Source organism: Psychrobacter proteolyticus, assembly GCF_038155145.1.
GTDB classification, from domain to species: Bacteria; Pseudomonadota; Gammaproteobacteria; order Pseudomonadales; family Moraxellaceae; genus Psychrobacter; species Psychrobacter proteolyticus_B.
In genome coordinates, this window is the sequence record NZ_JBAKAY010000002.1 from 366,359 (window position 1) to 390,641 (window position 24,283).

General features: G+C 41.3%; 25 protein-coding genes. 10 read left to right on the forward strand and 15 right to left on the reverse strand.

Annotated elements, in window-relative coordinates; all coding sequences use genetic code 11:
* Positions 1-45: 45 nt before the first annotated feature.
* Together dld and V6252_RS03900 are read right to left on the reverse strand one after the other, a co-directional pair.
* Complete coding sequence (dld, locus tag V6252_RS03895) at positions 46-1,812, reverse strand: D-lactate dehydrogenase (protein WP_425355851.1); 1,767 nt, start codon at positions 1,810-1,812, stop codon at positions 46-48.
* Positions 1,813-1,844: 32 nt separating this feature from the next.
* Positions 1,845-3,551 (reverse strand): L-lactate permease, encoded by a 1,707-nt coding sequence (locus V6252_RS03900; RefSeq protein ID WP_341609355.1) that lies wholly within the window; start codon positions 3,549-3,551, stop codon positions 1,845-1,847.
* 266 nt (positions 3,552-3,817) lie between these two features.
* Here V6252_RS03900 and V6252_RS03905 point away from each other — a divergent pair, with 266 nt between their 5' ends.
* On the forward strand, positions 3,818-4,723 hold the full coding sequence (locus tag V6252_RS03905; protein ID WP_341609356.1) for a LysR family transcriptional regulator: 906 nt from the start codon (positions 3,818-3,820) through the stop codon (positions 4,721-4,723).
* Positions 4,724-4,965: 242 nt separating this feature from the next.
* On the opposite strand, the gene V6252_RS03910 is transcribed toward V6252_RS03905, so the two are convergent.
* The 6 genes from V6252_RS03910 to V6252_RS03935 all read right to left on the reverse strand — a co-directional run bounded on the left by V6252_RS03910 (position 4,966) and on the right by V6252_RS03935 (position 10,340).
* A complete protein-coding gene (locus tag V6252_RS03910) occupies positions 4,966-6,027 on the reverse strand; it encodes a hypothetical protein (protein WP_341609357.1) in 1,062 nt (353 codons plus the stop codon).
* Positions 6,028-6,108: 81 nt separating this feature from the next.
* A complete protein-coding gene (locus V6252_RS03915) occupies positions 6,109-7,647 on the reverse strand; it encodes a YHYH protein (protein WP_341609358.1) in 1,539 nt (512 codons plus the stop codon).
* A 313-nt stretch (positions 7,648-7,960) separates the two neighbouring features.
* A complete protein-coding gene (locus V6252_RS03920) occupies positions 7,961-8,695 on the reverse strand; it encodes a hypothetical protein (protein ID WP_341609359.1) in 735 nt (244 codons plus the stop codon).
* A 343-nt stretch (positions 8,696-9,038) separates the two neighbouring features.
* Positions 9,039-9,584, reverse strand: a complete 546-nt coding sequence (locus tag V6252_RS03925) for a hypothetical protein (protein ID WP_341609360.1) — start codon at positions 9,582-9,584, stop codon at positions 9,039-9,041.
* Positions 9,585-9,711: 127 nt separating this feature from the next.
* A complete protein-coding gene (locus V6252_RS03930; RefSeq protein WP_341609361.1) occupies positions 9,712-10,017 on the reverse strand; it encodes a hypothetical protein in 306 nt (101 codons plus the stop codon).
* A gap of 26 nt (positions 10,018-10,043) precedes the next feature.
* The gene (locus V6252_RS03935; RefSeq protein ID WP_341609362.1) at positions 10,044-10,340 is read right to left on the reverse strand and encodes a hypothetical protein; all 297 of its coding nucleotides are present in this window, start codon (positions 10,338-10,340) and stop codon (positions 10,044-10,046) included.
* A 469-nt stretch (positions 10,341-10,809) separates the two neighbouring features.
* Between V6252_RS03935 and V6252_RS03940 the strand changes: the two genes are divergently transcribed.
* Positions 10,810-11,736, forward strand: coding sequence for a hypothetical protein (locus V6252_RS03940; protein WP_341609363.1), 927 nt, complete (start codon positions 10,810-10,812; stop codon positions 11,734-11,736).
* A 224-nt stretch (positions 11,737-11,960) separates the two neighbouring features.
* Here the strand turns inward: V6252_RS03940 and V6252_RS03945 are convergent, their stop codons facing one another.
* The 4 genes from V6252_RS03945 to V6252_RS03960 form a co-directional block, all read right to left on the reverse strand.
* The gene (locus V6252_RS03945) at positions 11,961-12,707 is read right to left on the reverse strand and encodes a glutathione S-transferase family protein (protein WP_341609364.1); all 747 of its coding nucleotides are present in this window, start codon (positions 12,705-12,707) and stop codon (positions 11,961-11,963) included.
* A gap of 87 nt (positions 12,708-12,794) precedes the next feature.
* Complete coding sequence (locus tag V6252_RS03950; protein WP_296206810.1) at positions 12,795-13,643, reverse strand: NAD(P)H-binding protein; 849 nt, start codon at positions 13,641-13,643, stop codon at positions 12,795-12,797.
* A gap of 118 nt (positions 13,644-13,761) precedes the next feature.
* On the reverse strand, positions 13,762-14,202 hold the full coding sequence (locus tag V6252_RS03955; RefSeq protein ID WP_296206809.1) for an antibiotic biosynthesis monooxygenase family protein: 441 nt from the start codon (positions 14,200-14,202) through the stop codon (positions 13,762-13,764).
* 100 nt (positions 14,203-14,302) lie between these two features.
* Entirely contained in the window at positions 14,303-15,046 is a 744-nt protein-coding gene (locus tag V6252_RS03960; RefSeq protein WP_341609365.1) for an outer membrane protein, read from the reverse strand.
* Positions 15,047-15,300: 254 nt separating this feature from the next.
* Here V6252_RS03960 and V6252_RS03965 point away from each other — a divergent pair, with 254 nt between their 5' ends.
* Entirely contained in the window at positions 15,301-16,167 is an 867-nt protein-coding gene (locus V6252_RS03965; protein WP_341609366.1) for a LysR family transcriptional regulator, read from the forward strand.
* Between the two features lie 531 nt (positions 16,168-16,698).
* On the forward strand, positions 16,699-17,595 hold the full coding sequence (locus V6252_RS03970; RefSeq protein WP_201569053.1) for a 3-hydroxyacyl-CoA dehydrogenase: 897 nt from the start codon (positions 16,699-16,701) through the stop codon (positions 17,593-17,595).
* 164 nt (positions 17,596-17,759) lie between these two features.
* On the opposite strand, the gene V6252_RS03975 is transcribed toward V6252_RS03970, so the two are convergent.
* Both V6252_RS03975 and V6252_RS03980 read right to left on the reverse strand, forming a co-directional pair.
* Positions 17,760-18,005 carry a hypothetical protein gene (locus V6252_RS03975; protein ID WP_057760113.1) on the reverse strand — a complete coding sequence of 82 codons (246 nt, stop codon included), beginning with the start codon at positions 18,003-18,005 and terminating at the stop codon, positions 17,760-17,762.
* A 255-nt stretch (positions 18,006-18,260) separates the two neighbouring features.
* Positions 18,261-18,512 (reverse strand): hypothetical protein, encoded by a 252-nt coding sequence (locus V6252_RS03980; RefSeq protein WP_341609367.1) that lies wholly within the window; start codon positions 18,510-18,512, stop codon positions 18,261-18,263.
* A gap of 364 nt (positions 18,513-18,876) precedes the next feature.
* Here V6252_RS03980 and pqqA point away from each other — a divergent pair, with 364 nt between their 5' ends.
* The 6 genes from pqqA (at position 18,877) to V6252_RS04010 (ending at position 23,249) form a co-directional block, all read left to right on the forward strand.
* Positions 18,877-18,951, forward strand: a complete 75-nt coding sequence (gene pqqA, locus V6252_RS03985; protein WP_082894360.1) for a pyrroloquinoline quinone precursor peptide PqqA — start codon at positions 18,877-18,879, stop codon at positions 18,949-18,951.
* 71 nt (positions 18,952-19,022) lie between these two features.
* A complete protein-coding gene (gene pqqB, locus V6252_RS03990) occupies positions 19,023-19,934 on the forward strand; it encodes a pyrroloquinoline quinone biosynthesis protein PqqB (protein WP_341609368.1) in 912 nt (303 codons plus the stop codon).
* A gap of 42 nt (positions 19,935-19,976) precedes the next feature.
* Positions 19,977-20,735, forward strand: a complete 759-nt coding sequence (pqqC, locus tag V6252_RS03995) for a pyrroloquinoline-quinone synthase PqqC (RefSeq protein ID WP_102078380.1) — start codon at positions 19,977-19,979, stop codon at positions 20,733-20,735.
* Positions 20,732-21,028, forward strand: a complete 297-nt coding sequence (gene pqqD, locus V6252_RS04000; RefSeq protein ID WP_341609369.1) for a pyrroloquinoline quinone biosynthesis peptide chaperone PqqD — start codon at positions 20,732-20,734, stop codon at positions 21,026-21,028. Before pqqC ends, pqqD begins: the two co-directional genes overlap by 4 nt.
* Positions 21,025-22,197, forward strand: coding sequence for a pyrroloquinoline quinone biosynthesis protein PqqE (gene pqqE, locus V6252_RS04005; protein ID WP_341609370.1), 1,173 nt, complete (start codon positions 21,025-21,027; stop codon positions 22,195-22,197). Before pqqD ends, pqqE begins: the two co-directional genes overlap by 4 nt.
* The gene (locus V6252_RS04010) at positions 22,194-23,249 is read left to right on the forward strand and encodes a dipeptidase (protein WP_341609371.1); all 1,056 of its coding nucleotides are present in this window, start codon (positions 22,194-22,196) and stop codon (positions 23,247-23,249) included. The genes pqqE and V6252_RS04010 overlap by 4 nt, the downstream gene beginning before the upstream one ends.
* 82 nt (positions 23,250-23,331) lie before the next feature.
* On the opposite strand, the gene V6252_RS04015 is transcribed toward V6252_RS04010, so the two are convergent.
* Positions 23,332-24,246 (reverse strand): LysR family transcriptional regulator, encoded by a 915-nt coding sequence (locus V6252_RS04015; protein WP_238070080.1) that lies wholly within the window; start codon positions 24,244-24,246, stop codon positions 23,332-23,334.
* Positions 24,247-24,283 lie beyond the last annotated feature (37 nt).

The following is a 24,283-nucleotide window of genomic DNA, read 5'->3' on the forward strand; positions in this document are numbered from 1 at the left end:
ACAATCAGCCCATGGCCAGTTTTAAATATCAGTTATAGAGTTCAGTTATAAACAACACGAGCAATTGCGTTTGGTTTTCGACATTTTGCCAATACCTGGATTAAAGGTATTGGTTGGGTCTAAGCTTGCATAAAAGTTCTGCAAATCAGGTTCTGCTTCGTATAGATGCCCTACATTATGCTCAGCAGGATATTTGGCTCCACGTGCGCTCAGTAGCTCTAACATCATCTTTTTTACAAGGTGTGCATCACTACCCTTCTTCAGAATATAGTCTTGATGAAATACATAACAAAAGAAGTGTCCATAATAGAGTTTCTTTTCCAAATGCTGTTCAATGTCTTTAGGTAGCGTTTCGAGCCATTCTAATTCGTTACGTGGTATGGCAATATCCAATGCCAATATATCGCCGACGTCTTTTTCATGTATGACTTCATACCTTAGTGCGGCACCTGCAGCGGCAAAGCGATGTAAAAAAGCGCTTTCTGATTCTTCTTGACTACATTCAAAATAGTTACCCGTATTTGAAGCGTCGAAAAACACCTTTAGAAAATCCTGTGCTTCTGCTATGCCATCATCACTCATTTTTAAGATGAGATGATGCTCATATTGGTCGCGGTACTCTAGCATTCGCTTCGGTAAATGCTTTGGAAATATATTGGCGACGAACTGCATAACTTTATCAGTGAAATGCTTTGGCATCCATGACCATTTATGGAATTTTGCATCCATAGCGCCTTTGATAGAAAACAATCTAGGTAAGGCATTGGTACCAAGATGCTTAATACTGAGGAACGTGTCCTTACCATACTTAGCAGATACATCAAATATATCACGATGCATATACTCACCCACTTCAGGGATATTATCGAAGCTCGATAATATTTGTCTTCTGAGCTGTGCAAGCTCACTCACACTATTAGTGCCTATATAAAAGGTTTTCTCTTTTACAGCCGTTGGATAGGTATCAAGACGTACTGCAAACACGGCAAGCTTGCCAGCGCAGCCACTGGCTTCATAAAGCCTTCGCTTATCAGCATTGAAACGACTTGGCGTACTTGCATCAACATCTTTTACTCTGGCGATATATTCTTTATCAGATGCCATCTTACCGGTGTCAGGTAATGCTCTTTTATCAAAATTACCTGTTTGCAGATTAGTAAGTATTTCTTCTGGGGTATCTCCTAACTCTACATCTAGGTGATTAACCAGCACTAGCTGACCGTGCTTGTCTATTTGGGCAAACAATGCCAGCTCGGTATAAGCAGGACCCCTTTTAACCAGAGCCCCACCAGAATTATTAGAGACACCGCCAATAATTGACGCGCCTAACGTCGATGAACCGATGACCGAGTGAGGTGCTCTATTTACGGCTTTAAGCTCACTTTGCAACTGATGCAACGTGGCGCCAGGTAAGCTAATCACTTGCTCGTTATCATTCACCAAATACAACTGATTCATTGCAAGGGTATTGATCACAACCACTGGTCTATCGTAGTCGTTACCGCTCGGGGTTGAGCCTTCCGTCAGGCCTGTTTTTGCTGCTTGCATGATAATAATACAGTCGCCTTCCACACATATTTCTAGACTACGCCAAATCTCCAGCAGTGTTTGTGGAAACAGAACAGCCAAAGCATTGCCGCCACCAGAGCGCCACCCCATTCTATAGTGTTCGTTTTTTTCTGGATCGGCCTGTACATTGCCGGCTCCCAGTAAATGGGTTAGCTTGTCTAACACTTGCTCAGGATGAAGTGTGTCTTGATGCGCTATATTTGATGAGAAAAGGTTTGATGAAGTTCTATTTAATGACGGCATATGACGCTCTTTATTTAGTGATTGTGTGTCACTCATGATGCTAAAGGCCCTTGAAAACCAAAGAAGTAAATGGCAGCCATGACGATAATCCCGCAGAACAACACATAATAGATGGTAGGTAAAATAGTACGCCTAAGTGTGGCGCCCTCCATACCGAGTAGGCCCACCGTTGCTGATGCAGCCACCACATTATGTACTGCAATCATATTACCAGCAGCCGCACCAACTGCTTGAGCCGCGATGATTAGAGAAGGTGAAATATGTAAGCTCATGGCGGCTTCGTATTGGAATTGACTGAACATCATGTTGGATACGGTATTAGACCCCGCGATAAAGGCACCTAACGCACCAATGGTTGCACTAATTAAGGGGAAAACACTGCCAAAAGTACCCGCAAACAACTCTGCACTGGCGACAGGCATACTCGCCACATCTGATAAGTTTACGCCTGAATTAATAAAAATTCTAACCATTGGAATCGTGAAAATAAGGACAAACCCAGCCCCTAGTACAGTCTTGCCTGATTCTTTGAAGGCATTGTTTAGTGCACTGGCAGGTTTGTTCGTTTGAAAAGCGGCGGCAACCAAGGCGCTGATTAATAACAAGCCGCCTGGTAAGTATAAAGGACTAAAACTGGCACTGATATCTGCCTCACTTAAAATCGAGGTTAGGTCTACTGTCGCGCTGTTCAGCAAAGACTGAAAGCCTGTTAATACTCTAGAACACACCAATAAAAGGGCAACTAACAGATAAGGAAACCACGCCATGACCGTGGACATCTTTTTATCACTCAACGCAGGAGTGATGTCTTCTTTGCTGACCACTAGCTTACCAAGCCATTCACTTGGCCAGCTTTTTTTCGGTTCAAAATCCCATGTGGTTTTTGGTACTAAAAATCCATGTTTTGCCGCATTAACAACGATAGTGATACTGACCAAACCGCCGACCAAGGATGGAAACTCTGGCCCTAAAAAGACACCTGTTAGGGTATAAGGGACTGTGAATGCTAAACCCGCAAAAATAGCAAATGGCCAAATAGCGAAGCCTTCTCTCCAGCTTTTGTTTTTCCCAAAAAAGCGCGTGAGCATCATCACCATGAAAAGTGGCATAAATGTACCAATAACACCATGCATAATAGCCACTTGGCTGGTAATCAGTTGTAAAAAGTCGCCCCATTCTAGTCCTTGTTGTGCCAGTTGGGCGCTAATGGCTACTGTATCTAACCCCTTGTTTACACCAATAACGATAGGCGTACCGACTGCCCCAAATGACACAGGCGTACTTTGTATCATCATTCCCATCAACACAGCACCTAGCGCTGGAAATCCTATCGCGACGAGTAAAGGCGCGGCAATAGCGGCCGCTGTACCAAAACCAGCCGCTCCCTCAAGAAAGCAACCAAAGCACCAGGCAATAATAATGGCTTGCACCCGCCTATCTGGCGATACATTGGTAAACCCAGCACGGATAACAGCAATGGCACCCGTATGCTTCAACGTATTCAATAAGAAAATAGCGCCGAATACGATCCACAATACTGAAACCGTAATGACTATTCCTTGAATAATCGATGAAGACACGCGATTAAGCGTCATATCCCATACAAAGAGGGCAAGCGCGGCAGTAACCGCCAGAACGATTGGCATGGTTCTTTTGGCTGACCATTGCAAACCTATCAAAAAAATACCACAGAGAACGATTGGCAGTAATGCCAACAGTCCATATATTGTTTGATTCAAAATCATAATCCTTTTTTTATCGTGTAATCTTCCTTGAACCACTTCATCTAAGCATTTGTTTTTATAACTTCATGCTGTCGGTCAGACGAAGCCGAAAACAATCTCTGTCAGTGACATGATTAATAGAATGGTTAAATAAACAAATGCTCAAAATTCCCTAAAATATTCTACGCCTTGTCAATACATTGATATATTGCATCAAAGGACAATGTTATTTTCTTTTTTTGCTATAATCCAAAACGTATTACACCAATTGGGGAACAAGTATGGGCAAAGCTGACGATATGGTTTTATTCGTCCAAGTGGTTGATGAAGGGTCATTTTCTCGGGTAGCTGAAAAGCTGTCATTAACGAATTCAGTGGTAAGCAAACGTATTGCAAGATTAGAAGAGAGCTTAAACGCACAGCTGCTTTATAGGACAACCAGAAAGTTAAGCTTAACCGATGCAGGAAGGACGCTTTATAACAAAGCTAAAATCGCTAAATTTGCCTTTCAGGAAGCTGAAAATGCCGTTACAGGCTATGGTGAGGATATGAAAGGCAACATACGTATAACCATGCCAGCGGTCTCTGCAAATCTAATATTGAGCGAATCTATTGCCGAATTCTGTAAACAACACCCAGAAATATCAGTAGATTTACAGATTACCAATCGATTGGTTGATTTGATAGAAGAAGGGTTTGATCTGGCGATAAGGACAGCAGAGCTTGAAGACTCATCACTCATTGCAAGACGTCTTATAGATAGCCAATGGGTCATATGTGCAACACCAGACTATTTAGAGCGACACGGTACACCTCAAACCCCTGAACAATTACGGAGTCATGAGTGTTTGGTCTATAAGTTTGATCATACGGCGAATGGTATATGGCCGCTATATATAGATGGCACGGAGCAACTGCTTCCTGTACAGGGTCGGTTTCATAGCAATCATCTTAATGCGATTAAACAAGCGACTCTCAGCGACCTAGGTATCGCCTTTTTACCACAAGCACTTGTTTATGAAGAAATGCAGCAAAACACGCTCATTCAGATTTTGCAGCGCTTTACACGAAAGAAAATGGGGATGTATGCGGTTTACCCCAAGGCACGGCAACCGGACCAAAAGTTAAAACTGCTTGTGTCACATCTGCGAAAATCATTACATCAAAAACAGGCTTACTACTGCTAAGTAATAAGCCTGTTTTTCATATGAATAAGCAAAGATGGATGAGAGTGTTTGACGATAATAGTCATATATATCGACTTCGCTTTAATCAAAGCAAAGAATGCCTGAGCACTATTAGCTATGATTATAGAGTTCTCAGGCATGAAGTTCAGTTGTACTAGGCGATGTTATTAGTATAAGCATTTGATAACTGAAACTTTACTACCTAGTAGCTTTCATAAAGGCTGACCAATCTAAATAAAGTTTTATAATCCATTTACTGTATAGCGTACGATAACTTCATTATCGAGTACTACATTGGTTGACCAAATGAATTCAGCATTTGCTTTTTCGTTATCAAAAATATCTGTGAAATTGGTATAAGCTGATTTGTTGTCTACCCCAATGATTTGGTTACTATAGGTGGTAGCATTCGGCCAACTAGAGTCATCAAAGTCTGCTTGTTGCCAGTTGGTAGGCAATTCCCAATGCAGGCCATAATCTGCCGAACCGTCTTGTACATTAGCTGTGGTAACACAATTGCTAGATAGGCGCTCGCTACCTGACTCACTAACACAGGACAAGTCTCTAATCGGCGCGGTATAAAAGGTTTGTGCTTTCCAGTTTTCATCGGTCTTGGCGATGATGTTGTTATCTTTATCTTTGATCACAGCGACTAGACCACCATCTCCTGCATGAAATTCTGAGCCGTTATTGCTTTCTGAACCAATACCTAAGTTTTCTTCCCAATCTACTAGATGCATAGCTACGGTAAACGGTGCTTTTGCCTTAAAACGTACAATGTTTGAATTGAACTGAGTAAATGGTACATTGTCACGTCCAACGGCTACGCCATTTACGTACATCTCAAAATAATTATCTGCAAAGACGTAAGCGGTATACACTTCGCCATCTGCGTCTATTTCAATGATGTCTGAGCCATCAAGTTCAGCTAAAGCTTCACTGGCGGTGCGATAGTCGTTGCCCGTACAAGGGTTGTTTAAGTCAGACGCCACTGGGAAGTCTGTATTGAGCAAATTGGTCGCTGCTGGTACTGTCCATGTTTTACCGTCAGTTGACTGGATACTACCGATGTTGGTTTGACGACCGCGGTCACATTCATAGGCATTTGTCACATCAGTCTGGGCAAGACCTTGAGTTAAGCTAGCGGTGCCAGTATAGCTGCTGGCATCTGCACTACTTATTGATGCTGTTGTTTGCTCATTGGCATCAGTAGCTGCTGAGTCTATTTGAGTTTGGCTACATGCCGCTAGCAATACAGCAGATACGGTCGTGGTTAGCAAAGCAGGTATTAAAATAGGTTTCATTAGGATTCCTTAGCATTATATAAGATGGTCTAAAACTCAGCTTATTTGTCTCTATAACTGATCATTATCATTAGATTCACATTATTTTTTCTGTATATCATCAGAGCGTTTATAAGTCTGTACAGTCGTACCCTCTGGATCAACAAACTCAAAAGTATAAATATCTTTGGTCGCTTCAGTAGCACCCCAACCATAGTTAAGTTTATGCTCTTGACCGTCATGGGTATACGTTAGACTGTATTGAGTCGGGCTTATAATCTTGTAATCTGTGATCTCGGCTCCGCGCAAAGGCGTTAGCGCTGGACGAACGCCGTGTGTATGCGCTTGCGGTGCAATCTCATTTTCTGGCGCTGTCGTATCTGGGTTCACAGTAACCTTACCGCGCAAACCTGCAATTAAATACGGAAACTCTGAAGTAGCATGGTATTCATAGCTACCGTCTTCATTGAATTTGCCTAAATATTCATCCAGTTCATCATCCGTTTCACCATAGACAGGAAAACCGTCTAGTGCATAAGCAATAGGCTTACCTTCACCAACTTGTGACTGTAGGTGGGTTGGTGCAAGATGATAATGGTAGTCATCAGCACGTCCAGAATGCCCGCCCCAATTGTCTAATTCTCCGAAGGCCTTGGCGTCCTCACCACGATTGTTTAATGGGTTGAATATAGGAATGCCATTAGCTGCAATAGCGATAGCCCCTTTCATAAAATTATCTTTGGCCATTAGAGGCTCATCGGCAAGCTCAGGCTGTAAGGGAATGACCCAACTGTTCTCATTGGTATAATCCTGGTCGATAGGTACTTGCTGTTGCCAACTGGTGATACCTGTCATCATTTCGTGGCTTGGGACACCGTTTGATTCGACATACAGATATTTATCATCATGATGGGTACTGACGTTATCGAATGAGCCAAATACTGAGGTCATAAAGTCAATATCATTGGCTGGTACTGGCAAATGAGCAACCGCCTCTTTCGTCTTTTCACCGATATTTTGAGCCATCTCAGTACTGCTACAGGCGACAAGTAAAGCAGCTGAACCCAATACTCCGAAAACTGAATAAGCTACTTTTGAGGTTCGGTTTTTTTTGTGGCGTATATTCAAAACATAGAAGAAAACCAAACCGCTCGCTAAGATCAAGCCGCCCAAGAGGTAGAAGAATAAAACAGAGCGCGTGTCACTGTTATCCGTTATGACAGACGTTGCTGCATCAGCTTTGTTTAATGCAGTTCCATTATCATTGGCAATAACAGTAGTATCGCTTGGATTTTGGATAGCCGTTAATTGATTACTACTTACTAGATTTTCAATCACTGCTAGCTGATTGATCGCTTGAATATGTGCGTTTTTTTCCAGAATATAGGTTTGATCATTGGCTGAAAAGTCTGACAAGTTAAAAGAAAGTAGCTGATCGTGGCTATCCGTTAAATAAACAGTACCGTCTTCTAGTTTGATGAAATCAGCAGCGACACTAGGCTGACCGGTAATCTGCCATTCTTTGGCAGGCATACTATGTGCACTAGGATCATGGGCGTAGGCAGAGGTCAGTGATGAAACTTGTATGGCAGTGACAATAGCAAGCAAGCTAAAAGCTCGAGCCATTTTTATAAGGGTCATAACACGCTCTCGTTTGGATTGATATTTGAAAGTTAGTCATAGTCAGGCTATACACTTATGTACCTATCTAACCATCGTGGCTACTGATCATTACTCACTCAAAAATTTTAGTGACAAAATAATAGATCTATTATATTGAGAAGATAATATCAATTTTTATTTTAGAGAAACTTTAAGAAGTGTTAAGTCTTATTGCGTTTTTTACTAAGGAAATCACATAGACTATACCTTCGCCTGATCTACTATCATCAATCGTGATGCAACGTACGGTGATAATTAGCAGTGTTCTTATATAAGAAAGCATCGTGCAAAATCAAAAGCGCATCCCACTGCCTTCTAAACACTGCAGCGGGTTTTTATCAGACGCACAAGGTTGGATTTTTTTGAGTTCATCAAGCGATAGATATTCAAAATAATTGGTCAGTGCAACACGGGCATCGGGGTCATCTATAAAATAGCCGTCATCATATATTTTATCTTTCCAGCTTGGATTTACTCGATACAAATAAGACTTATAATCTATATTGGCTAATGCCTCGTCAGGGAGCTGATCAAAAGGGCCATCGTAATAGTTATTTTTATAAACATTATTGGCATTAACGCCTACTAATATGGCAAATTTTTCCATAGGCAGGTAGACAAATTGAGTCCTAGCACCTACTTTGAGCACCTCGCTAAAGGGATAGTAAAACTCATCATCTCTGGATAAAGAATTAATATAATAAAAGTTATCAGTAGTAGGATGAAATGCCAAGTAAAACGTAACCCCCGAATCATCCATCATTGGTAGGTTGACTTCAAAACCTTGACTCTCAAGCGTCTTTACAAAATCAGCATCTGTCTCTATCTGATTAATCTCAAGGTTTTTTTTGATATTTTTGAAGGTTAATTGATATAAGTTAGGTTGATATTCTTTCAGGCTAAATATCTCTGATGACTTATATAGTTTATGATGCGTTTTAAACTCACCCCGTTCTTTGCCGGCTATGTCATAAAAATATATAAAAGATAAGCTGCCCTGCTGTCTTAACTTATGACCTACCAACATATTGCCTTTTATTAAGTTGCCCTGATGGTAAAAATTAAAGTAATAATAGCCCTCTGAAGGGTAAATAGTGAGGGTATCGTCAGTCTGTGATAGCACGTATGCAAAAACGTCATCTACATTATCAATATCAAGCTCAGTATCTTGATACAGTTCATTGATCATTTTCTCGTTAGTATTTAGGGCATTGGCTTGAGCAGAGTACAGAAAAAGCAGACTCACCAGTAGGTAACAAAAGGTTTTCATGAATACTCTCCAAAATGTGGCTTAGTACATAAAAAATGACAGCTAAACGTTTAACTGTCACTTTGTTCTACTCGTAGATAGCATATATAGCATTGCTCAATTATTTCGCTAATTTCATAGACTCAAGTTCAACGTTTTCGTCATTGATCCCTACTTTAGTAGTAATACAGTTATGTTTTTTTCTGGTCTTCCCAAATAAATGACCTGCGCTTTGCGCCAGCTCTTCTTCACCACTCGTAAATTCACGTGCTTTAAAAATCTTAAATGATTTTTTGGTCCAATGTGACTCAGACTTGCCCCAGCGATGTCCTTGCGATTTAGTCTCTGCCATTTGGCTCTCCATAAAAGCGCCACAAACATCACCATAGCTTTTTTCAATCATGTTATTTTCTTCAGCAAACTTAGTAAGAGCTACTTGCGATGCATCCTCTCTTAATGGCACGTTCACCTTTGAGGACACCATGTTTGCCTTGCCCTTTTTCTTCTCTTTCCCAGTGGTGCTCCAATTATGAGTCCACGCCGCAATCGCACTATTCTCAGTTAAAGTAATACCACTTGTGGCACCTGCCATATCATCGGCGGCATGGCTGAGCCCTACTAAAGACATGCTCAGTGTCAGTATCGTTATTTGCTTATAAATATTCATAATATACATCCTTGTGTAAAAGTATTTAATATCAATAAATCACTGTGAACAACTGAAACCATTGTAAAAAACTACGTTAGGTTTACCATCAAATGATCCACATGATGGATTTTCTCCTTGAGCCTCTTCAGGGTCTTGATTGATTCTTAAAGTCTTCGATAGCTTCAAGAGCTTTGTCTTTTCTTCTTTGCCAAGGCCATCTAAAGCCCTCTTCCTTATCCACTTCGACATCATTTGAATTATTGATGGCACTTGATTGATTGCTGATCTGCATTGCTTCTTTTTGCTGCATACTTGAGGGTGCAGCGTGATTGACACTCATCATTGAGGTTTCAGAGATGCGTAAGTGTTGAGTATCAACGTCTTCAGCATAAGCGATAGCAGCTAACGGTAAAATGCAGATACTGGTTAAGATGGCTTTCCATAATTTCATCGTGGTAGTCCTTTATAGTTAATGAACTAACAGCACTTTGGACGCTCAGGTGTCGCTACTTCTTTGTTCTTCTTCTGCCAAGGCCAGCGCCACGTTCTTTCTTTGTCCACTTCTACATCGCTGCCGTCTTGAATGGCGTTCGATTTTTCGCTCATATGATCATTATCATTGTGTATTTTCATGGTTGCTGGTGCTGCTTCATTGACACTCATCATTGAGGTTTCAGAGATACGTAGGTTTTGAGTATTAACGTCTTCAGCATAAGCGATGGTGGCTAACGGTAAGATACAGATGCTGGCGAGTACAGCTTTTGCTAATTTCATAGTTATCGTCCTTTATGGTTGCTTAACTCCGATACGTGAGATTAAAAATCCATATAGCCAATTAATTTGATTAGATAAACTAACCAAATTAATTAGTATAACTAGGTATAGCAGAAATATTCATCATTTTCTATGAATATATTTCATATGATAAATATAAATAGCCTGCCTAAAGCTAGCTAAAAAAACGATACAATAATCTTTTCCATTAATAATCATTCACTTTTTACCTATCAATAGCACCTGTATCAATGCCTTTTTATCTTGCTATAAATCAGACCATTGCTATTAGCTGCTCAAGTAACCCAAGTTATAAATTGTAGATTTTTAATAAATAATCAGGACAACCTCACTAAGTAAGATATATTGCAATTGTAGCGATAACGTTAAGACTGAAATTTTGTTTTGCAATTTAATATAGCTTTAACTATGATTACTTTCTTACGGGAAGCTAACGATAGGTAACAATATGCAAATTAATAAATTATATACAGGTCTCGCATTGGCCAGTGCTCTAGTACTTACAGGATGTGGTGGAGATAGTGACGGTCAGTACGTCGCAAGCAATGGAGACGATGGTGGTCCTATCGTTAATAATGAACTAAGCTATACAGTCTTTGACTCTTTTACCGATGTGAACGATGGAGAGTACAAAAATGCATGGGGTAAGCTTGCCTATAGACTTAGCAATAGCGGCTTAATGCAGATAATATCTACTATTGTAGGAAGCTCACCTACTGCATATCAGGATAGCGTAGGTGATGTCTCTGAATTAGAGTTTTACGCTAGCCAAAATTTGTTCATTGCGGTTCCTGAGGATTTTGATAGTCAGTTTTATAACATTAGCTTTGTTGATAGTGATACGTTCAAGCTAAATATTCGTTCAGGAAATGCTTCCGTCAATTCAACTTATGACATTGTAACCCTTGACCTTGAAGGCGTAGGCAAACAGCCATTCAACGCTAAAACAGGTATTGACACTGATTTATCTTCTTTTCCTAGCAGTGTTAACCCTGTTTTTCCTAATGGCTCTCAATGCTATATATTCCTAGAGACACCTAATCAAAATTTCTATACCTTTTCTGAAGACGAAGATGAAGGTAGCATGACTATAGATGAGTGGATTGCTAACGAGAAAACGTATAACACTGTCACCAATCTTGTCAAAGAAAACATCGGAATCGACAACGAGCTACCAGCTGCTCGATATACTGATGAAGATGGCGAAATCGTGGCAGCTGTTAGATACAACGGCTTGATATATGATGCTTTCTATAATCAAAGCGGAGTCCAAGAGAATTTCAATACTAACCCTGATATCGAAGAAGTTTATTGTAGTCTTTACAATGACGTCGCGGCTAATTTCCTAGAAACACAAATCAAAGCCAACTACTAAAAATAGTTTTTACCAAAGAGCTATCATGATTTTTGCTTATTAAATAGAATAAAAAATAGCGCCTGTAATGGGCGCTTTTTTTATGTTTGATCACTAATATTAAACTCAAGCAAAGAGGAACTCACTGGCTAAGCGTATGCTATTACTTGATGGTAAAGCTATAGTCAAAGCACATCTATAACGAACTATTAATCACTTAGGCACATGATTATTGTCACTCATCTCTACTTCAACCAATCAGTAACTGCTTGTTTAAAACTAGGCCGTGCCATAATTGTATTTTTCCAGCGCTCAAAGTGTGCATACTGAGCAAAAGGATAGCCTGCTCTACCTAAAACAACCAATTGCGGAATCCAAGTAATATCCGCCAATGAAAAGGCGTCGCCAACTAGCCAATCATGATCTTTGAGACGCGCGTCCATTTTTGCAAAACAGTCGTCAAGCACTGCGGTTGCCTTATCAATATCCTCTTGACTAAAACCATGTGTGCTACGATGCTCGTGAAACGCTAACAGTGCTTTGTCGTAAGTTTGGTTTTTGCGGTATTCTATTAGCTCTTCTTCGCTAAGACCCGTAGCACCTAATTTATAATACATATAAGTTTTTATGGACAGATGATTATCTTTTGCCATATGCATCCAATCATACATGGCCTGCATTTCAGCTTCACTATCAGGACGCAACGAATTGGGTTCATAGGTGGTGTCTAAATAATCAATGATATCGGTCGAATCAATAATAACCACACCCTCATCTACCAAGGTTGGTACCACACCATTAGGATTGATTCCTAGATATTGCTTGCTACGCTGTTCACCTTTGGATAGATCAATAAGATGGCTTGTCCACTCTAACTGCTTCTCCGCTAATGCAATCCTTACGCGCATAGCACAGTTGGAAAATGGCGCGTGATACAAGTGTAAACCTTCGAATTTAGTAACGGATTTATTTGTAGGCGTAATCATAGGCATAGTAGTTTTCCTTACATTTTGCATTACGTAAGATAGCAGTCATTTATCGCGTTCAAATAATATTTAGCTTGAGTATGCGCGGTCTTATTAATTATTAAAGTACTCAGTCCAGCTCATATGTTCGCGCCCCACTACCTTGGCAAAATCGCTTTGGTTGTGCATAGCACCTATTGCTATTTGCTCGTAAATACCAGCGATCACTGTACCGATAAACTCGCCTAGTTCATCAATACGGTCTTGTTTGTACGCCTCCACGGTCATATGACGATAACTAAACGTTGTACCAAACCTGTCATTCAAGTACTGAGTGAGCTGCTTCTGGGTAATGGATTCACCATTTAAATTATAAGTATTGGCATTGTGCTTAGCATTGATTAGCATTTGGCTATAAGCGACCGCCAATTCTTCATGAGTGGTATAGCCACACTTACCCTCACCTGCACAGTTGGCAATCTCACCCTGCGCCTTATAGCTATCGATATAATCCACATCAGGCTCGATATAGATACCATTACGGCCTATCACCCAATTGAGACCACTATCTTTGATATCTTGTTCTGTTTGCTGATTACTCTTCACAATCGGCGCAAACGCAGTTTGAGTACTAGAACCCTGAATACTGGTATACACGATTTTTGTCACACCATTTTTTTTCGCAGACTCAATGACATTGCGGTGCTGACCAATACGCTTAGCAGGCTCATCCATACTAGACACCAGTAAAACGCTATCTATACCTTGTAATGAATTCTCAAGCTGTTGTACATCATCATAATCACCTGCTCTGACCTCTATGCCATACTGCTTGGTCAAAAACTCAGCTTTGGCAGGAGTGCGTGCCAGCGCCACGATGTCTGTCGCGGCATGCGCCTGTAGTAGATTCTCAATAATGGCAGACCCTAGTTTTCCATTAGCGGCTGTAACTGCGATTTTCATAGTGCACCTCTTTGATTCTCTTAACTAGAATGAACGTCGATTAGGGTTAATAGATAAACCCTAATCGATCTACTGGTTTGCAACCGATTGAAATTGCTGTTTATTTCAAACCCATCCACTAATCTACTAAGGTATAGCGATTCATTGCCATCGTCTTCAAATCTATACTGCCCATAAATTCAGCTGCCATAGGTGTTTTAGTAAAACTTGTCATGGAAGCATCCGCATCCGCTAACGTTTCCCAATGCACCACAACCACCCATTCGCCGTTTTCGCCCATTGCTGACTCACGAGATACAAAGCCTTTTTGTTTTGCCACATGATTGACCTCAACGCTATGATCAAGAACGGCAAAATCATCGTAAGAGATACTAGGTTTAAGTTTGAAAGAGGCAATCTCAATCACTTTAGCGTTTGATACTACGTCAGCACCTTGATGATGGCTATTATGCTGTGTATGCTTTTGAGCTTGATGAGCAGGTTGTAAGTTGTTGCAAGCGGTCAATGCAAATGTACTAATAACAACAGTGGTTAATAAAGCAGCTTTTGAAATCTTCATAGTGATACCTTTTGGATAGATTGATGATTTAAAATTTGTTTTAAGTATTTAGATACAGATGAAATATCGAGACTAAGATAAGTTAATAAATTACAAAACCTTAAAACTGATAGCGTAAGCCTAAGTTAAATTCATGAGCAGAAGCGTCGTTGATCTCAAAGCCATCGCTGAAGCCGTCTTGCCCTGTTTGTACGTCGCCACCAAAATCGATGTATTGATACTCTCCATACAAATGGGTGCTTGGGGCCAATGCATAGCTTGCACCTGCTCCGATATTCCATGTAAATTCGCTAGAGTCGCCATCAGCGTAGTTGTCATAATAGCCATCTGCTTTGCCATCAAATGCATCAAACCCTGCTACGCCAGTTCCGCCTAATCGAGCAGAATAGTCATTTTTTGAAAGTCCAATACCTGCTTTAGCGTAAGGGGTAAATGAGGCACTAATTGGGAAATCGTAAAACCCTTCAAGAGTCATCGTTAAGCTTTCAAACTCACCATCTAAAATGTATTGCTCGCCATTACGAGCGCCCGTACCGTAACGTGAGTCATCAATATCAAAGCTACGTTTTGCCAATCGACCTTCTATACGTAGGTTCTGGTTAAACTGGTAACCCAAGCCTATACCGCCGACCATACTATTATCAGCTTCAAATGAACTTGGGAAATCGTCATCGGTTGCAATGTTATTGCCATAGGCTTTTGAATCAGTGTCCGCAATGCTATAGCCCAGTTGTGCTGTGCCATATAGACCCTCTGTCATATCTGCCATGGCGACTGTAGGTAGTGCAAATAAGCCCAAAACAGCAAAGGTAAATAATGCTTTTTCGTTGGTTAAAGATGTCATAAGTGTTCCCTAATTAAGAAGGTGTTCAAAGCCAATGGTTAGTGACTGCTTTATTTAAGACCTACTATTTAATAAAGCAGTATTTAATGAAACAGTGTTAAATAAAGCAATATTTAAGACTTAGGGTTTTTGGAATATTAAATTCTTGCAACCCGATGACAACCATCATATGCTACCAACTCATGAATAAAAACAGAGGTTTGTTCATACTTATTATGAAATATTTCGATTATTTAGCGTTAAGCGGACAGCACTTGTTGGTATTCACCACCTTGCACGAGGTGGGTACAGTAACTAAAACTGCCGAACAACTGGATCTGACACAATCGACCATTAGCCACAGTTTGCAAAAACTCAGGCAAATATTTGACGATGAGTTGTTTGTGCGTTCGGGTAGAAGCGTGATGCCGACCCAAAAAAGTGAATATTTATATCAAGAAATTAAGCCGTTATTAGTTCGGCTCGATGAGTTAACGCAGACCCAAGAGTTTGAGCCAAAGCTGGCTCATTTTGATTACACGATTTTGGCAAATGATTATCAGGTGGGTGTGTTTTTAACACAGGCAATGCAACAAATTAGCGCACAAGTGGCCTCATTTCGCTTAAATATACTGCCTTCTCGCAAGCCTAATATTGAGCAACTTCGGCAACATAATGTTGATGTGGCATTTTCCCCCTTTGCCCCTGATCACAATGACATTATGAGCGTGCGCTTATTTGACGATGTGGCACGGTGCTATTACGATCCTGCGTTCCGCTCACCTCCAGTAACCGAGCAAGATTTTGATAATGCTCGCTACGTGGGACTGAGCTTTACCAAAGGCGCGTCTGCTAGTCAAACGGATAAACGCATTATCCAAGCGATAGATGCCAATACCGTCATACGCACCAATAGCTTTGCGACGATGGCAACGTTCGTTAAAGGGTCAGAGTTAATGGCGATTGTCCCTAGTAAATTGAATACGTTGGGATTTGAGCATTTAGACAGCGTGGCATTACCTTATCAACCCACACCGATTACCATGCGGATGCTGTGGCACAAAAAATATCAAAAAGACCCTAAGCATCAGTGGTTTAGGGAACAGGTTATCGCGTCTACTGATATTTTTAGAACGTACTAGGGCGTGTCCTCATTTTAAAAATGGTGATAAAAATGAGATAAATCGTAGTCAAACAAGGAAAATAGCGAAGATAAGATCGAGATATTAGTCAGCTATTTGACGCTGTTTGGCAAGATTTAGCCATTTTTAACCCATTTAAATGACTATCGATTGGATTGAGGACACGCCCTAGAGTCTGTTGAGTATTCCTACATCACTGCTTACATCCTCTTTTACAACCTCGTCGACAATATTTTGACATCAACAGTCATTAAAAATGTCGTTATGATATGAAATTAGCCTTCAATTATCATAAAATCATTAGGTGTAAAGTTAGTAATATTACTAGCAAGCTGTTGAATTATTTAATAATATAATAAGTCAAGTAGTATGAACTTATCTGATACTTGCATAGCGATATTTTTAGGTTCTCTTTAATGTTTTTATAAAAATGAAGGTTGAATAATAAGATAAAACAATCTAATAATAGGTCTATAAGTTCTAGACATTTATCTAGCAACTTATATCCACTACTATTAGGAAATGAATACAATGACGTATAAAAATGTAACTGTCGCGGGAAGCGGCATCCTAGGCTATCAGATTGCTTTTCAGGCCGCATTTCATGGTTTTAATGTCAGTGTCTATGACATCAATGATGAGGTTTTAGAAAAAGCAAAGTCAAAATTTCAATTGATGTGCAAGGCTTTTCGAAAGGATTTGAGGGCAACTCAAGAGCAGTTGGATAAGGCTTTTGATAACCTTAGCTACACCTCAGACTTAGCAGAAGCAGTCAAAGATGCTGACCTAATGATTGAAGCCATTCCTGAGATTCCTGAAATTAAAATCGAATTTTATGAAAAACTTGCCAAACTAGCACCAGAGAAAACCATCTTTGCGACCAATACCTCCACCTTGCTTCCTAGTCAGTTTGCAGAATCAACGGGACGACCTGCGCAGTTTTTAGCGCTACACTTTGCCAATAAAATTTGGATGCATAATGTCGCCGAAATCATGGGGCATCCTGGGACAGATCCTAAAGTATTTGATGAGGTTGTTGCTTTTGCTACTGCCATCGGTATGGTGGCAATGCCGCTGGATAAGGAGCAACCCGGCTATATCATGAACAGTTTGTTAGCGCCTTTTATAGATGCAGCTTTGCAATTGGTTGCAAAAGAGGTTGCCGATCCACATACAATAGATAAAACGTGGATGATAGTAACTGGCGCGCCGTCAGGTCCCTTTGCCATATTGGACACTATCGGTATCAACACTGCATACAACATCACAAAACTATCTGCTGAAAAAACTCAAAACCCTGTGAGGTTCAAGGCTGCTCAATATTTAAAAGAGCAATTAATCGATCAAAACAAACTAGGATTCGCGACTGGAGAAGGATTTTATACGTATCCAAACCCAGCCTTTATGCAACCTGAATTTTTGAAATAATAGATAGCTTTCAAACTGGCTCCAAAACACAAAAGGCCATTCAAGCTGTATATTGCATCGCTTGAATGGCCTTGTCAGTCGCGCATTTTATTTAACTAAATATCTTAATATTAGGATTTACTTTCGGCGATGACTATCCAAACTTATCTAAGTTATGTTGTTCACTAAAGAGAAAAGTCATATCGCGTCAATGCAATTATTTCAATTGGCACTGCATACTTCCAAGGCATACCGCCCGTACAATAGAACTGGCCATCTTCAAAAGCCACAATGCGAGATGTGAAGTCATTACCTACTTGATCTTCTAGAGCATTCTCATCACTCTCATCACTTACAGCACACCATATATTTTTATGACCGTCCTCAAGCATTGAACGAGTTAGTTCGCTTCCAACAATTACCGTATCCATGTTGTTACTCCTATTCAATGACAATGATTAGTAAGCTAAACAAGCGGTTTTGTAACAGCAATCACTTGAGCATCTTCGAACCTGTTTTATCTATCGTTGCAAAATATTGATGGTTAGACAGATGAGCTTATAAATAGATAGTACAGATGTATTGTCAGCTAGAACAAGAAGTTGTAGACAGATGGTAGATTTTCATGCATAGGCTGTAAAACTAATCTGTATGTAGAACGTAACAGTCATTATATTGATAATGAGTTATAGCCCTACATCATCATGAGTAAGTGCCACTCTCTTTACTGAGACAGCGTACTCCCATAGATCACCTTTATCACAAACGAACTGGTCGTTATTAAAGGCTACGATAGGAACCAATAATTCGTAGTAACCATTATCTATGGTTGCTACAGCATAATCATCGCTAACGTTGCTGACAGCACACCATACATAGTTGCTGACATTTCCTAAAATTGCTTTGGTTAACTCACTGCCCTGTAATTCAGCAATCATCTTCAGGCTCCAATATCTATCAGGTTAATCTATTACTTTATAGATAAATTCGGTTTTTGCAATATATCTGTATAACTCATAAGTTCTCGAAATACACCTGACTTCCCTCGAGCAGATTTTTTATAGTTAGAATTTATACTCAAACTATTCAAAGACATTTTTAATCTTATGCTCGATATACTGTCTTTTCGGTATGATAAATCGGCTTTCATTTATGCTATAAAAGACTGCTTGAACGATGCTCGTTAACGCTTTACTAACATCTAAGAAATTGACAGCGGGGGGCAGCTTATACTACCCTTTATCACTCATTCACTTTATTAATCTTACTTTTTAAATAGTAAGATCGTTCCGGAGTAATCCCATGCAGTGGACCAAACCAGCTTTTCAAGACATTCGTATCGGTTTCGAAGTGACTATGTATTTCGAAGCACGCTAAAACTCATTAGCACTCAATCCATTAAAAGCCCTAGATGATTAGGGCTTTTATTTTTTTGGAAATATTGATTTATGTATATTCACGTTTTAGGCTCAGCTGCTGGTGGCGGTTTCCCGCAGTGGAACTGTAACTGCGATAATTGCCACGGTGTGCGTCAAGGCACGATTCAGGTAAAAACCCGCACCCAATCTTCGATAGCCATATCAGAAAATGGTGTGGATTGGATCTTATTCAACGCATCCCCTGATATCCGCCAACAATTATTTGAGTTCAAGGCGGCACAGCCAGCACGTCAATTGAGAGATACAGGTATCACCAATGTAGTCTTAATGGACAGTCAACTTGACCATACGACGGGGCTATTGACCCTGCGTGAAGGTTGTCCAATTCCTGTTTGGTGTACTGACATGGTCTATCAAGATCTAACAACAGGATTTCCTCTCTTTAATATGTTAAAGCACTGGAATGGCGGCTTGCAATATAATCAAATTGATCCAGAAAAGACGTTTAAGATTGAAGGATTTGACAATTTAGAATTGACGCCTTTAGTGATTAGAAGCTCTGCACCGCCCTACTCTCCGCACCGCAACGACCCGCATGATGGCGACAATATTGCCCTGATTGTAAAAGACTTAAAAACACAAAAACAACTATTTTATGCGCCAGGTCTCGGTAAAATTGACGAGCAAGTGATGCAGATTATGAAAAGCTCTGATTGCGTAATGATTGACGGTACGCTCTGGACTGACAATGAAATGCAAGAATGCGGCGTCGGTACGAAGACCGGCCAAGACATGGGGCATTTACATATTAGTGGTGAAGATGGCTCGCTGCATTATCTAGATCAGCTCGATAACGCTCGTAAGGTGCTGATCCATATCAATAACACCAACCCGATATTGAATGAACAGTCTGAACAGGCTGCGACATTAAAACAACATGGTGTTGAAGTAGCATTTGATGGTATGCAGATTGAGCTTTAAGACAAACGGTAAGGCAAAGATAGCAATCGTAAGGTGAGAACAATGCAAGAAGAAAACACAGCGCTAAGCCCAGAAGCGTTTGAACAAGCGATTATGGCCAAAGGTCAGTATTATCATATTTACCATCCTTTTCATATCATGATGCATGAAGGCAAAGCGACCCAGCAGCAGATCCAAGCGTGGGTCGCCAACCGTTTTTATTATCAGATCAACATCCCATTGAAAGACGCAGCCATTATGGCAAATTGTCCTGATCAGCGCGTGCGTCAAGAATGGATCCAGCGCATGATTGATCAAGATGGCGTCTATCCTGACGGCGGTGGTCGTGAAGCATGGCTCGGTCTGGCAGAAGCAGTTGGTTTGACTCGTGAGCAAGTGATTTCTGAAGAGCTAGTGCTACCGGGTGTGCGTTTTGCCGTCGATGCTTATGTGAACTTTGCACGGCGTACCTCATGGCGAGAAGCCGCCAGTAGCTCACTGACTGAGCTGTTTGCCCCGCAGATTCATCAGTCGCGTTTAGAGTCGTGGCCCAAGCATTACCCTTGGATAAAGGAGCAAGGCTATACCTATTTCCGCTCACGCTTGAGTCAAGCGCGCCGCGATGTTGAGCATGGTCTGACCATCACACTTGACTCGTTCAAAACGGCTGAGCAACAAGAGCGTATGTTAGAAATTCTGCAATTTAAACTGGATATTCTGTGGACTATTCTAGACGCCTTGAGCTTGGCCTATGTGCATAATCAAGCTCCTTATCAAAGCGTTACCACTGACAATGTCTGGCATAAAGGATTGTTCAAATGAGTATACCTGCTAGTTTACCTGAGCTGGATCAATCCATCGTACCGGTATGGCGTCACGGTTATCGTTTTCAGTTTGAGCCAGCGCAAAACGCGTATGTCTTGCTCTACCCTGAGGGTATGATTAAGCTCAATGACAGTGCCAGCATCATTGGGCAACATATTGATGGTCAAACGTCCATTGCTGATATTATCCAAAAGGTGCAAGCTATGTTTGGCGATATTCCCGAAATCGAGCAAGACATCATCGAATATATGCTGGTCGCCCAGCGTGAACATTGGATTGATTTAGTATGACTGCGCCAGTCGGGCTACCGCTATGGCTGCTTGCTGAGCTAACCTATCGCTGCCCCTTACAATGCCCTTATTGCTCAAACCCTATTGACTATGCTCAGTATAAAGAAGAGCTAACGACAGAGGAATGGTTTGATGTCTTTGATCAGGCGCGGCAAATGGGTGCGGTGCAGCTTGGCTTTTCTGGCGGTGAGCCACTGGTTCGTCAAGACCTAGAAGAGCTGGTCGCTTATGCGCACAATCAAGGTTTTTATACTAACTTGATTACGTCAGGTATGGGATTGACCGAAGCTCGGATTGCGCGTTTAAAAGAAGCAGGTCTTCAGCATATTCAAATTAGCTTTCAAGCCAGTGATCCAACGGTCAACAATGCCTTGGCAGGTTCAAAACATGCCTTTGAGCAAAAGTATGAGATGTCACGTCTGGTCAAACAGTACGATTACCCGATGGTACTTAACTTTGTCATTCATCGGCAAAACATCGATCAGATTGACCAGATTATTGATCTCTGCTTAGAGCTTGAAGCCGACACGGTCGAGCTAGCTATTTGTCAGTTTTATGGTTGGGCGTTTGAGAACATAGAGGGTTTACTACCAACCAAAGCGCAAGTGGTCCGAGCTGAACGCATTACCAATGAATACCGTAAGCAGATTGAAGAACGTGGTATCAAATGCAAACTTATTTTTGTGGTGCCAGACTATTATGAAGAACGTCCAAAGCCCTGTATGGATGGCTGGGGCAAGATTTTCTTAACAGTCGCACCAGACGGTACAGCCCTACCTTGTCATGCTGCAAGACAGATGCCAATACAGTTTCCTAATGTACGACATACACCACTGTCGGATATTTGGTATGAATCTGCGAGCTTCAATCAGTTTCGCGGTGATGACTGGATGCCCGATATGTGCCAAAGCTGCCCAGATAAAGATCGCGATTATGGCGGCTGCCGTTGCCAAGCGTTTATGCTAACTGGGGATGCCAAAAACGCCGATCCTGTCTGTGGCAAATCGCCTTATCACTACCTGATTGAGGAGGCACGTATCAACAGCGAGACGCCTGTACCTTTTGAAGAACTGCGCTTTCGCAATCCAAAGAATTCTAAATCACTGAGTAACAAGCAGCTGAATAAAGACAAATTGATTCCTACTCGTATGGTAACAGGTGAAATATGAATGCTAATACTAAGCCTGTGATATTTGACGGACATAATGATCTGTTGACTCGCCTTTGGCTAAGTTCAGCTGCCGATCCGGTACATGACTTTATTTATGGTACATTACCAGGACATTTGGACTTACAACGCTGCCAAGAAGCGAATTGGATGGGCGGATTATTTTCTATATTTTTACCGCCCTATTCTTATGTGAAAAACAACCATCCTGACAAATTAGCCAACCCATCACATTCAGGTTTTACACCGCAAGAAATCGTCGATATCTGCTGTGCGCAATTGAAACTGGCTCAGCAACTAGAGGCAAGATCTGACGGTCAGATTCAGATTTGCACCTCGTTAGAACAAATTCAGGCCTGTCAGCAGAATAAGCAACTGGGCATTGTATTGCATTTGGAAGGTGCTGAGTTTTTAGCCATACAGCCTGATCTGCTAGATGTGTTTTATAAGGCAGGACTCAGAAGCATTGGCCCACTATGGAATAGAAAGAGCCTCTTCGGTGATGGCTTAAATGCGTCTTTTCCGCACTCTCCAGATACAGGATCTGGTCTGACCGCTCAAGGCAAAGATCTTATTTTGGCATGTCGTGACAAGCAGATGCTGATCGATGTGTCGCATATGAATGAACGCGCTTTTTGGGATACGCTAGAGATTTCCTGCCAGCCGATTGTTGCGACACACTCCAATGCACATGCTCTATGTCAGCAAGCACGGAACTTAACCGATCAGCAGCTGGCTGCTATTAAACAAAGCGATGGTATGGTTGGGGTGAATTTCGATGTTGCGTTTCTTCGTGCAGATGGGCAACGTAATACGCAAACCTCGCTTGATGTGATTGTCGACCATCTTGATTATCTGATCGACCATCTAGGCGAAGATCACGTTGGGTTTGGCTCTGATTTCGATGGTTGCCTACTGCCTGATGAGTTATCTGATATCAGTCAAATTTCCATGTTGATTGAGCGAATGCAACAGCGTCATTTTTCAAATCAATTGATTGAAAAGGTAACGTCGAAAAACTGGTTTACGGTGCTTGATAAGATATGGCAATAATTACAATACCCATCAAGCAATTACTGTCTAGGGACTACTGTCTTGCTCGTCTGATCAAACAGGGTAATCATTAGCTTTCGTTTTACCTTAATACCTGCTCTACTCGTTCAATCAAGTATTCTTTGACCGCATTAAACAATGGATCGATTAAGCGCCGTTCTGGACAAATCAAATATAGTGGATAGTTGGCCACTTGCCAGCCGTCCAACTCTACTTCAACCAGTCTCCCTGCCTTTAAATCGCCGGCGATATCTAACTGAGACTTTAATGCGATGCCTTTACCCGCGACTGCCCAGCGGCGTACAACGTCACCGTCTTTACTTCTGCGATTGCCATCCACGGCCACACGTTTAGTCTTTCCAGCTTTCTCAAAAGTCCACTCGCTCAAATACTTTTCATCATGACCCAAACGTAAGCAATTATGCTGCGATAAATCTTCCGGCATTTTTGGGATACCAATATCCTTATCAATTTTGCTCAAATACTCCTTTGACGCACACAATATAGGACGATTATTCAACACTATGGGTAATGCGACCAGTGACGAATCTTTGGGTGCGCCGTAACGTAGTGCCAAATCAATCTGCTGACCGTACAAGTCCACATAGCTGTCAGACATATGTAGCTGCACCGTCACTTTTGGGTGAATGTCTATAAAATCGTCCAACCAAGGCAAAATTAGGTTTCGACCCAAATCTGATGATGCCGACAGCCGAATTGTACCCGTCAGCTCAGCATCATTGTCATGTAGTCCTGCATAAGCATTGTCTAAGATAGCCACCGCATCTCGGCAATGCTTTAAATATTGTTCACCCTTGCTAGTTAAACGCAGCCTACGAGTAGAGCGAACAAACAACACCGTCTCAATTTCCGCTTCTAATCGCTTGACCGCTGCACTCACAACGGCAGGCGATAGATCTAAGTGCCGAGCACAGGCAGATAGGCTACCCAAGCGAGCGGTCTCAATAAAAATACGTAGATCCTGCAAATTTTTCATCGTCATGCCTTCGTTCAATTAGCGTCTAACTTAGCAA

Excerpts from the sequence above, each read along its gene's own strand:
- V6252_RS03940 (WP_341609363.1), top strand. The coding sequence starts at position 10,810 with ATGCAAATTAATAAATTATATACAGGTCTCGCATTGGCCAGTGCTCTA.
- pqqB (WP_341609368.1), top strand. The coding sequence starts at position 19,023 with ATGTATATTCACGTTTTAGGCTCAGCTGCTGGTGGCGGTTTCCCGCAG.
- V6252_RS03970 (WP_201569053.1), top strand. The coding sequence starts at position 16,699 with ATGACGTATAAAAATGTAACTGTCGCGGGAAGCGGCATCCTAGGCTAT.
- V6252_RS03910 (WP_341609357.1), bottom strand. The coding sequence starts at position 6,027 with ATGAAACCTATTTTAATACCTGCTTTGCTAACCACGACCGTATCTGCT.
- V6252_RS03945 (WP_341609364.1), bottom strand. The coding sequence starts at position 12,707 with ATGCCTATGATTACGCCTACAAATAAATCCGTTACTAAATTCGAAGGT.
- V6252_RS03925 (WP_341609360.1), bottom strand. The coding sequence starts at position 9,584 with ATGAATATTTATAAGCAAATAACGATACTGACACTGAGCATGTCTTTA.
- V6252_RS03915 (WP_341609358.1), bottom strand. The coding sequence starts at position 7,647 with ATGACCCTTATAAAAATGGCTCGAGCTTTTAGCTTGCTTGCTATTGTC.
- V6252_RS03980 (WP_341609367.1), bottom strand. The coding sequence starts at position 18,512 with ATGATTGCTGAATTACAGGGCAGTGAGTTAACCAAAGCAATTTTAGGA.
- pqqD (WP_341609369.1), top strand. The coding sequence starts at position 20,732 with ATGAGTATACCTGCTAGTTTACCTGAGCTGGATCAATCCATCGTACCG.
- V6252_RS04010 (WP_341609371.1), top strand. The coding sequence starts at position 22,194 with ATGAATGCTAATACTAAGCCTGTGATATTTGACGGACATAATGATCTG.
- pqqC (WP_102078380.1), top strand. The coding sequence starts at position 19,977 with ATGCAAGAAGAAAACACAGCGCTAAGCCCAGAAGCGTTTGAACAAGCG.
- V6252_RS03955 (WP_296206809.1), bottom strand. The coding sequence starts at position 14,202 with ATGAAGATTTCAAAAGCTGCTTTATTAACCACTGTTGTTATTAGTACA.
- V6252_RS03950 (WP_296206810.1), bottom strand. The coding sequence starts at position 13,643 with ATGAAAATCGCAGTTACAGCCGCTAATGGAAAACTAGGGTCTGCCATT.
- V6252_RS03975 (WP_057760113.1), bottom strand. The coding sequence starts at position 18,005 with ATGGATACGGTAATTGTTGGAAGCGAACTAACTCGTTCAATGCTTGAG.
- V6252_RS03920 (WP_341609359.1), bottom strand. The coding sequence starts at position 8,695 with ATGTTGGTAGGTCATAAGTTAAGACAGCAGGGCAGCTTATCTTTTATA.
- V6252_RS03905 (WP_341609356.1), top strand. The coding sequence starts at position 3,818 with ATGGGCAAAGCTGACGATATGGTTTTATTCGTCCAAGTGGTTGATGAA.
- dld (WP_425355851.1), bottom strand. The coding sequence starts at position 1,812 with ATGCCGTCATTAAATAGAACTTCATCAAACCTTTTCTCATCAAATATA.
- V6252_RS03930 (WP_341609361.1), bottom strand. The coding sequence starts at position 10,017 with ATGAAATTATGGAAAGCCATCTTAACCAGTATCTGCATTTTACCGTTA.
- V6252_RS04015 (WP_238070080.1), bottom strand. The coding sequence starts at position 24,246 with ATGAAAAATTTGCAGGATCTACGTATTTTTATTGAGACCGCTCGCTTG.
- pqqE (WP_341609370.1), top strand. The coding sequence starts at position 21,025 with ATGACTGCGCCAGTCGGGCTACCGCTATGGCTGCTTGCTGAGCTAACC.
- V6252_RS03960 (WP_341609365.1), bottom strand. The coding sequence starts at position 15,046 with ATGACATCTTTAACCAACGAAAAAGCATTATTTACCTTTGCTGTTTTG.
- V6252_RS03935 (WP_341609362.1), bottom strand. The coding sequence starts at position 10,340 with ATGAAATTAGCAAAAGCTGTACTCGCCAGCATCTGTATCTTACCGTTA.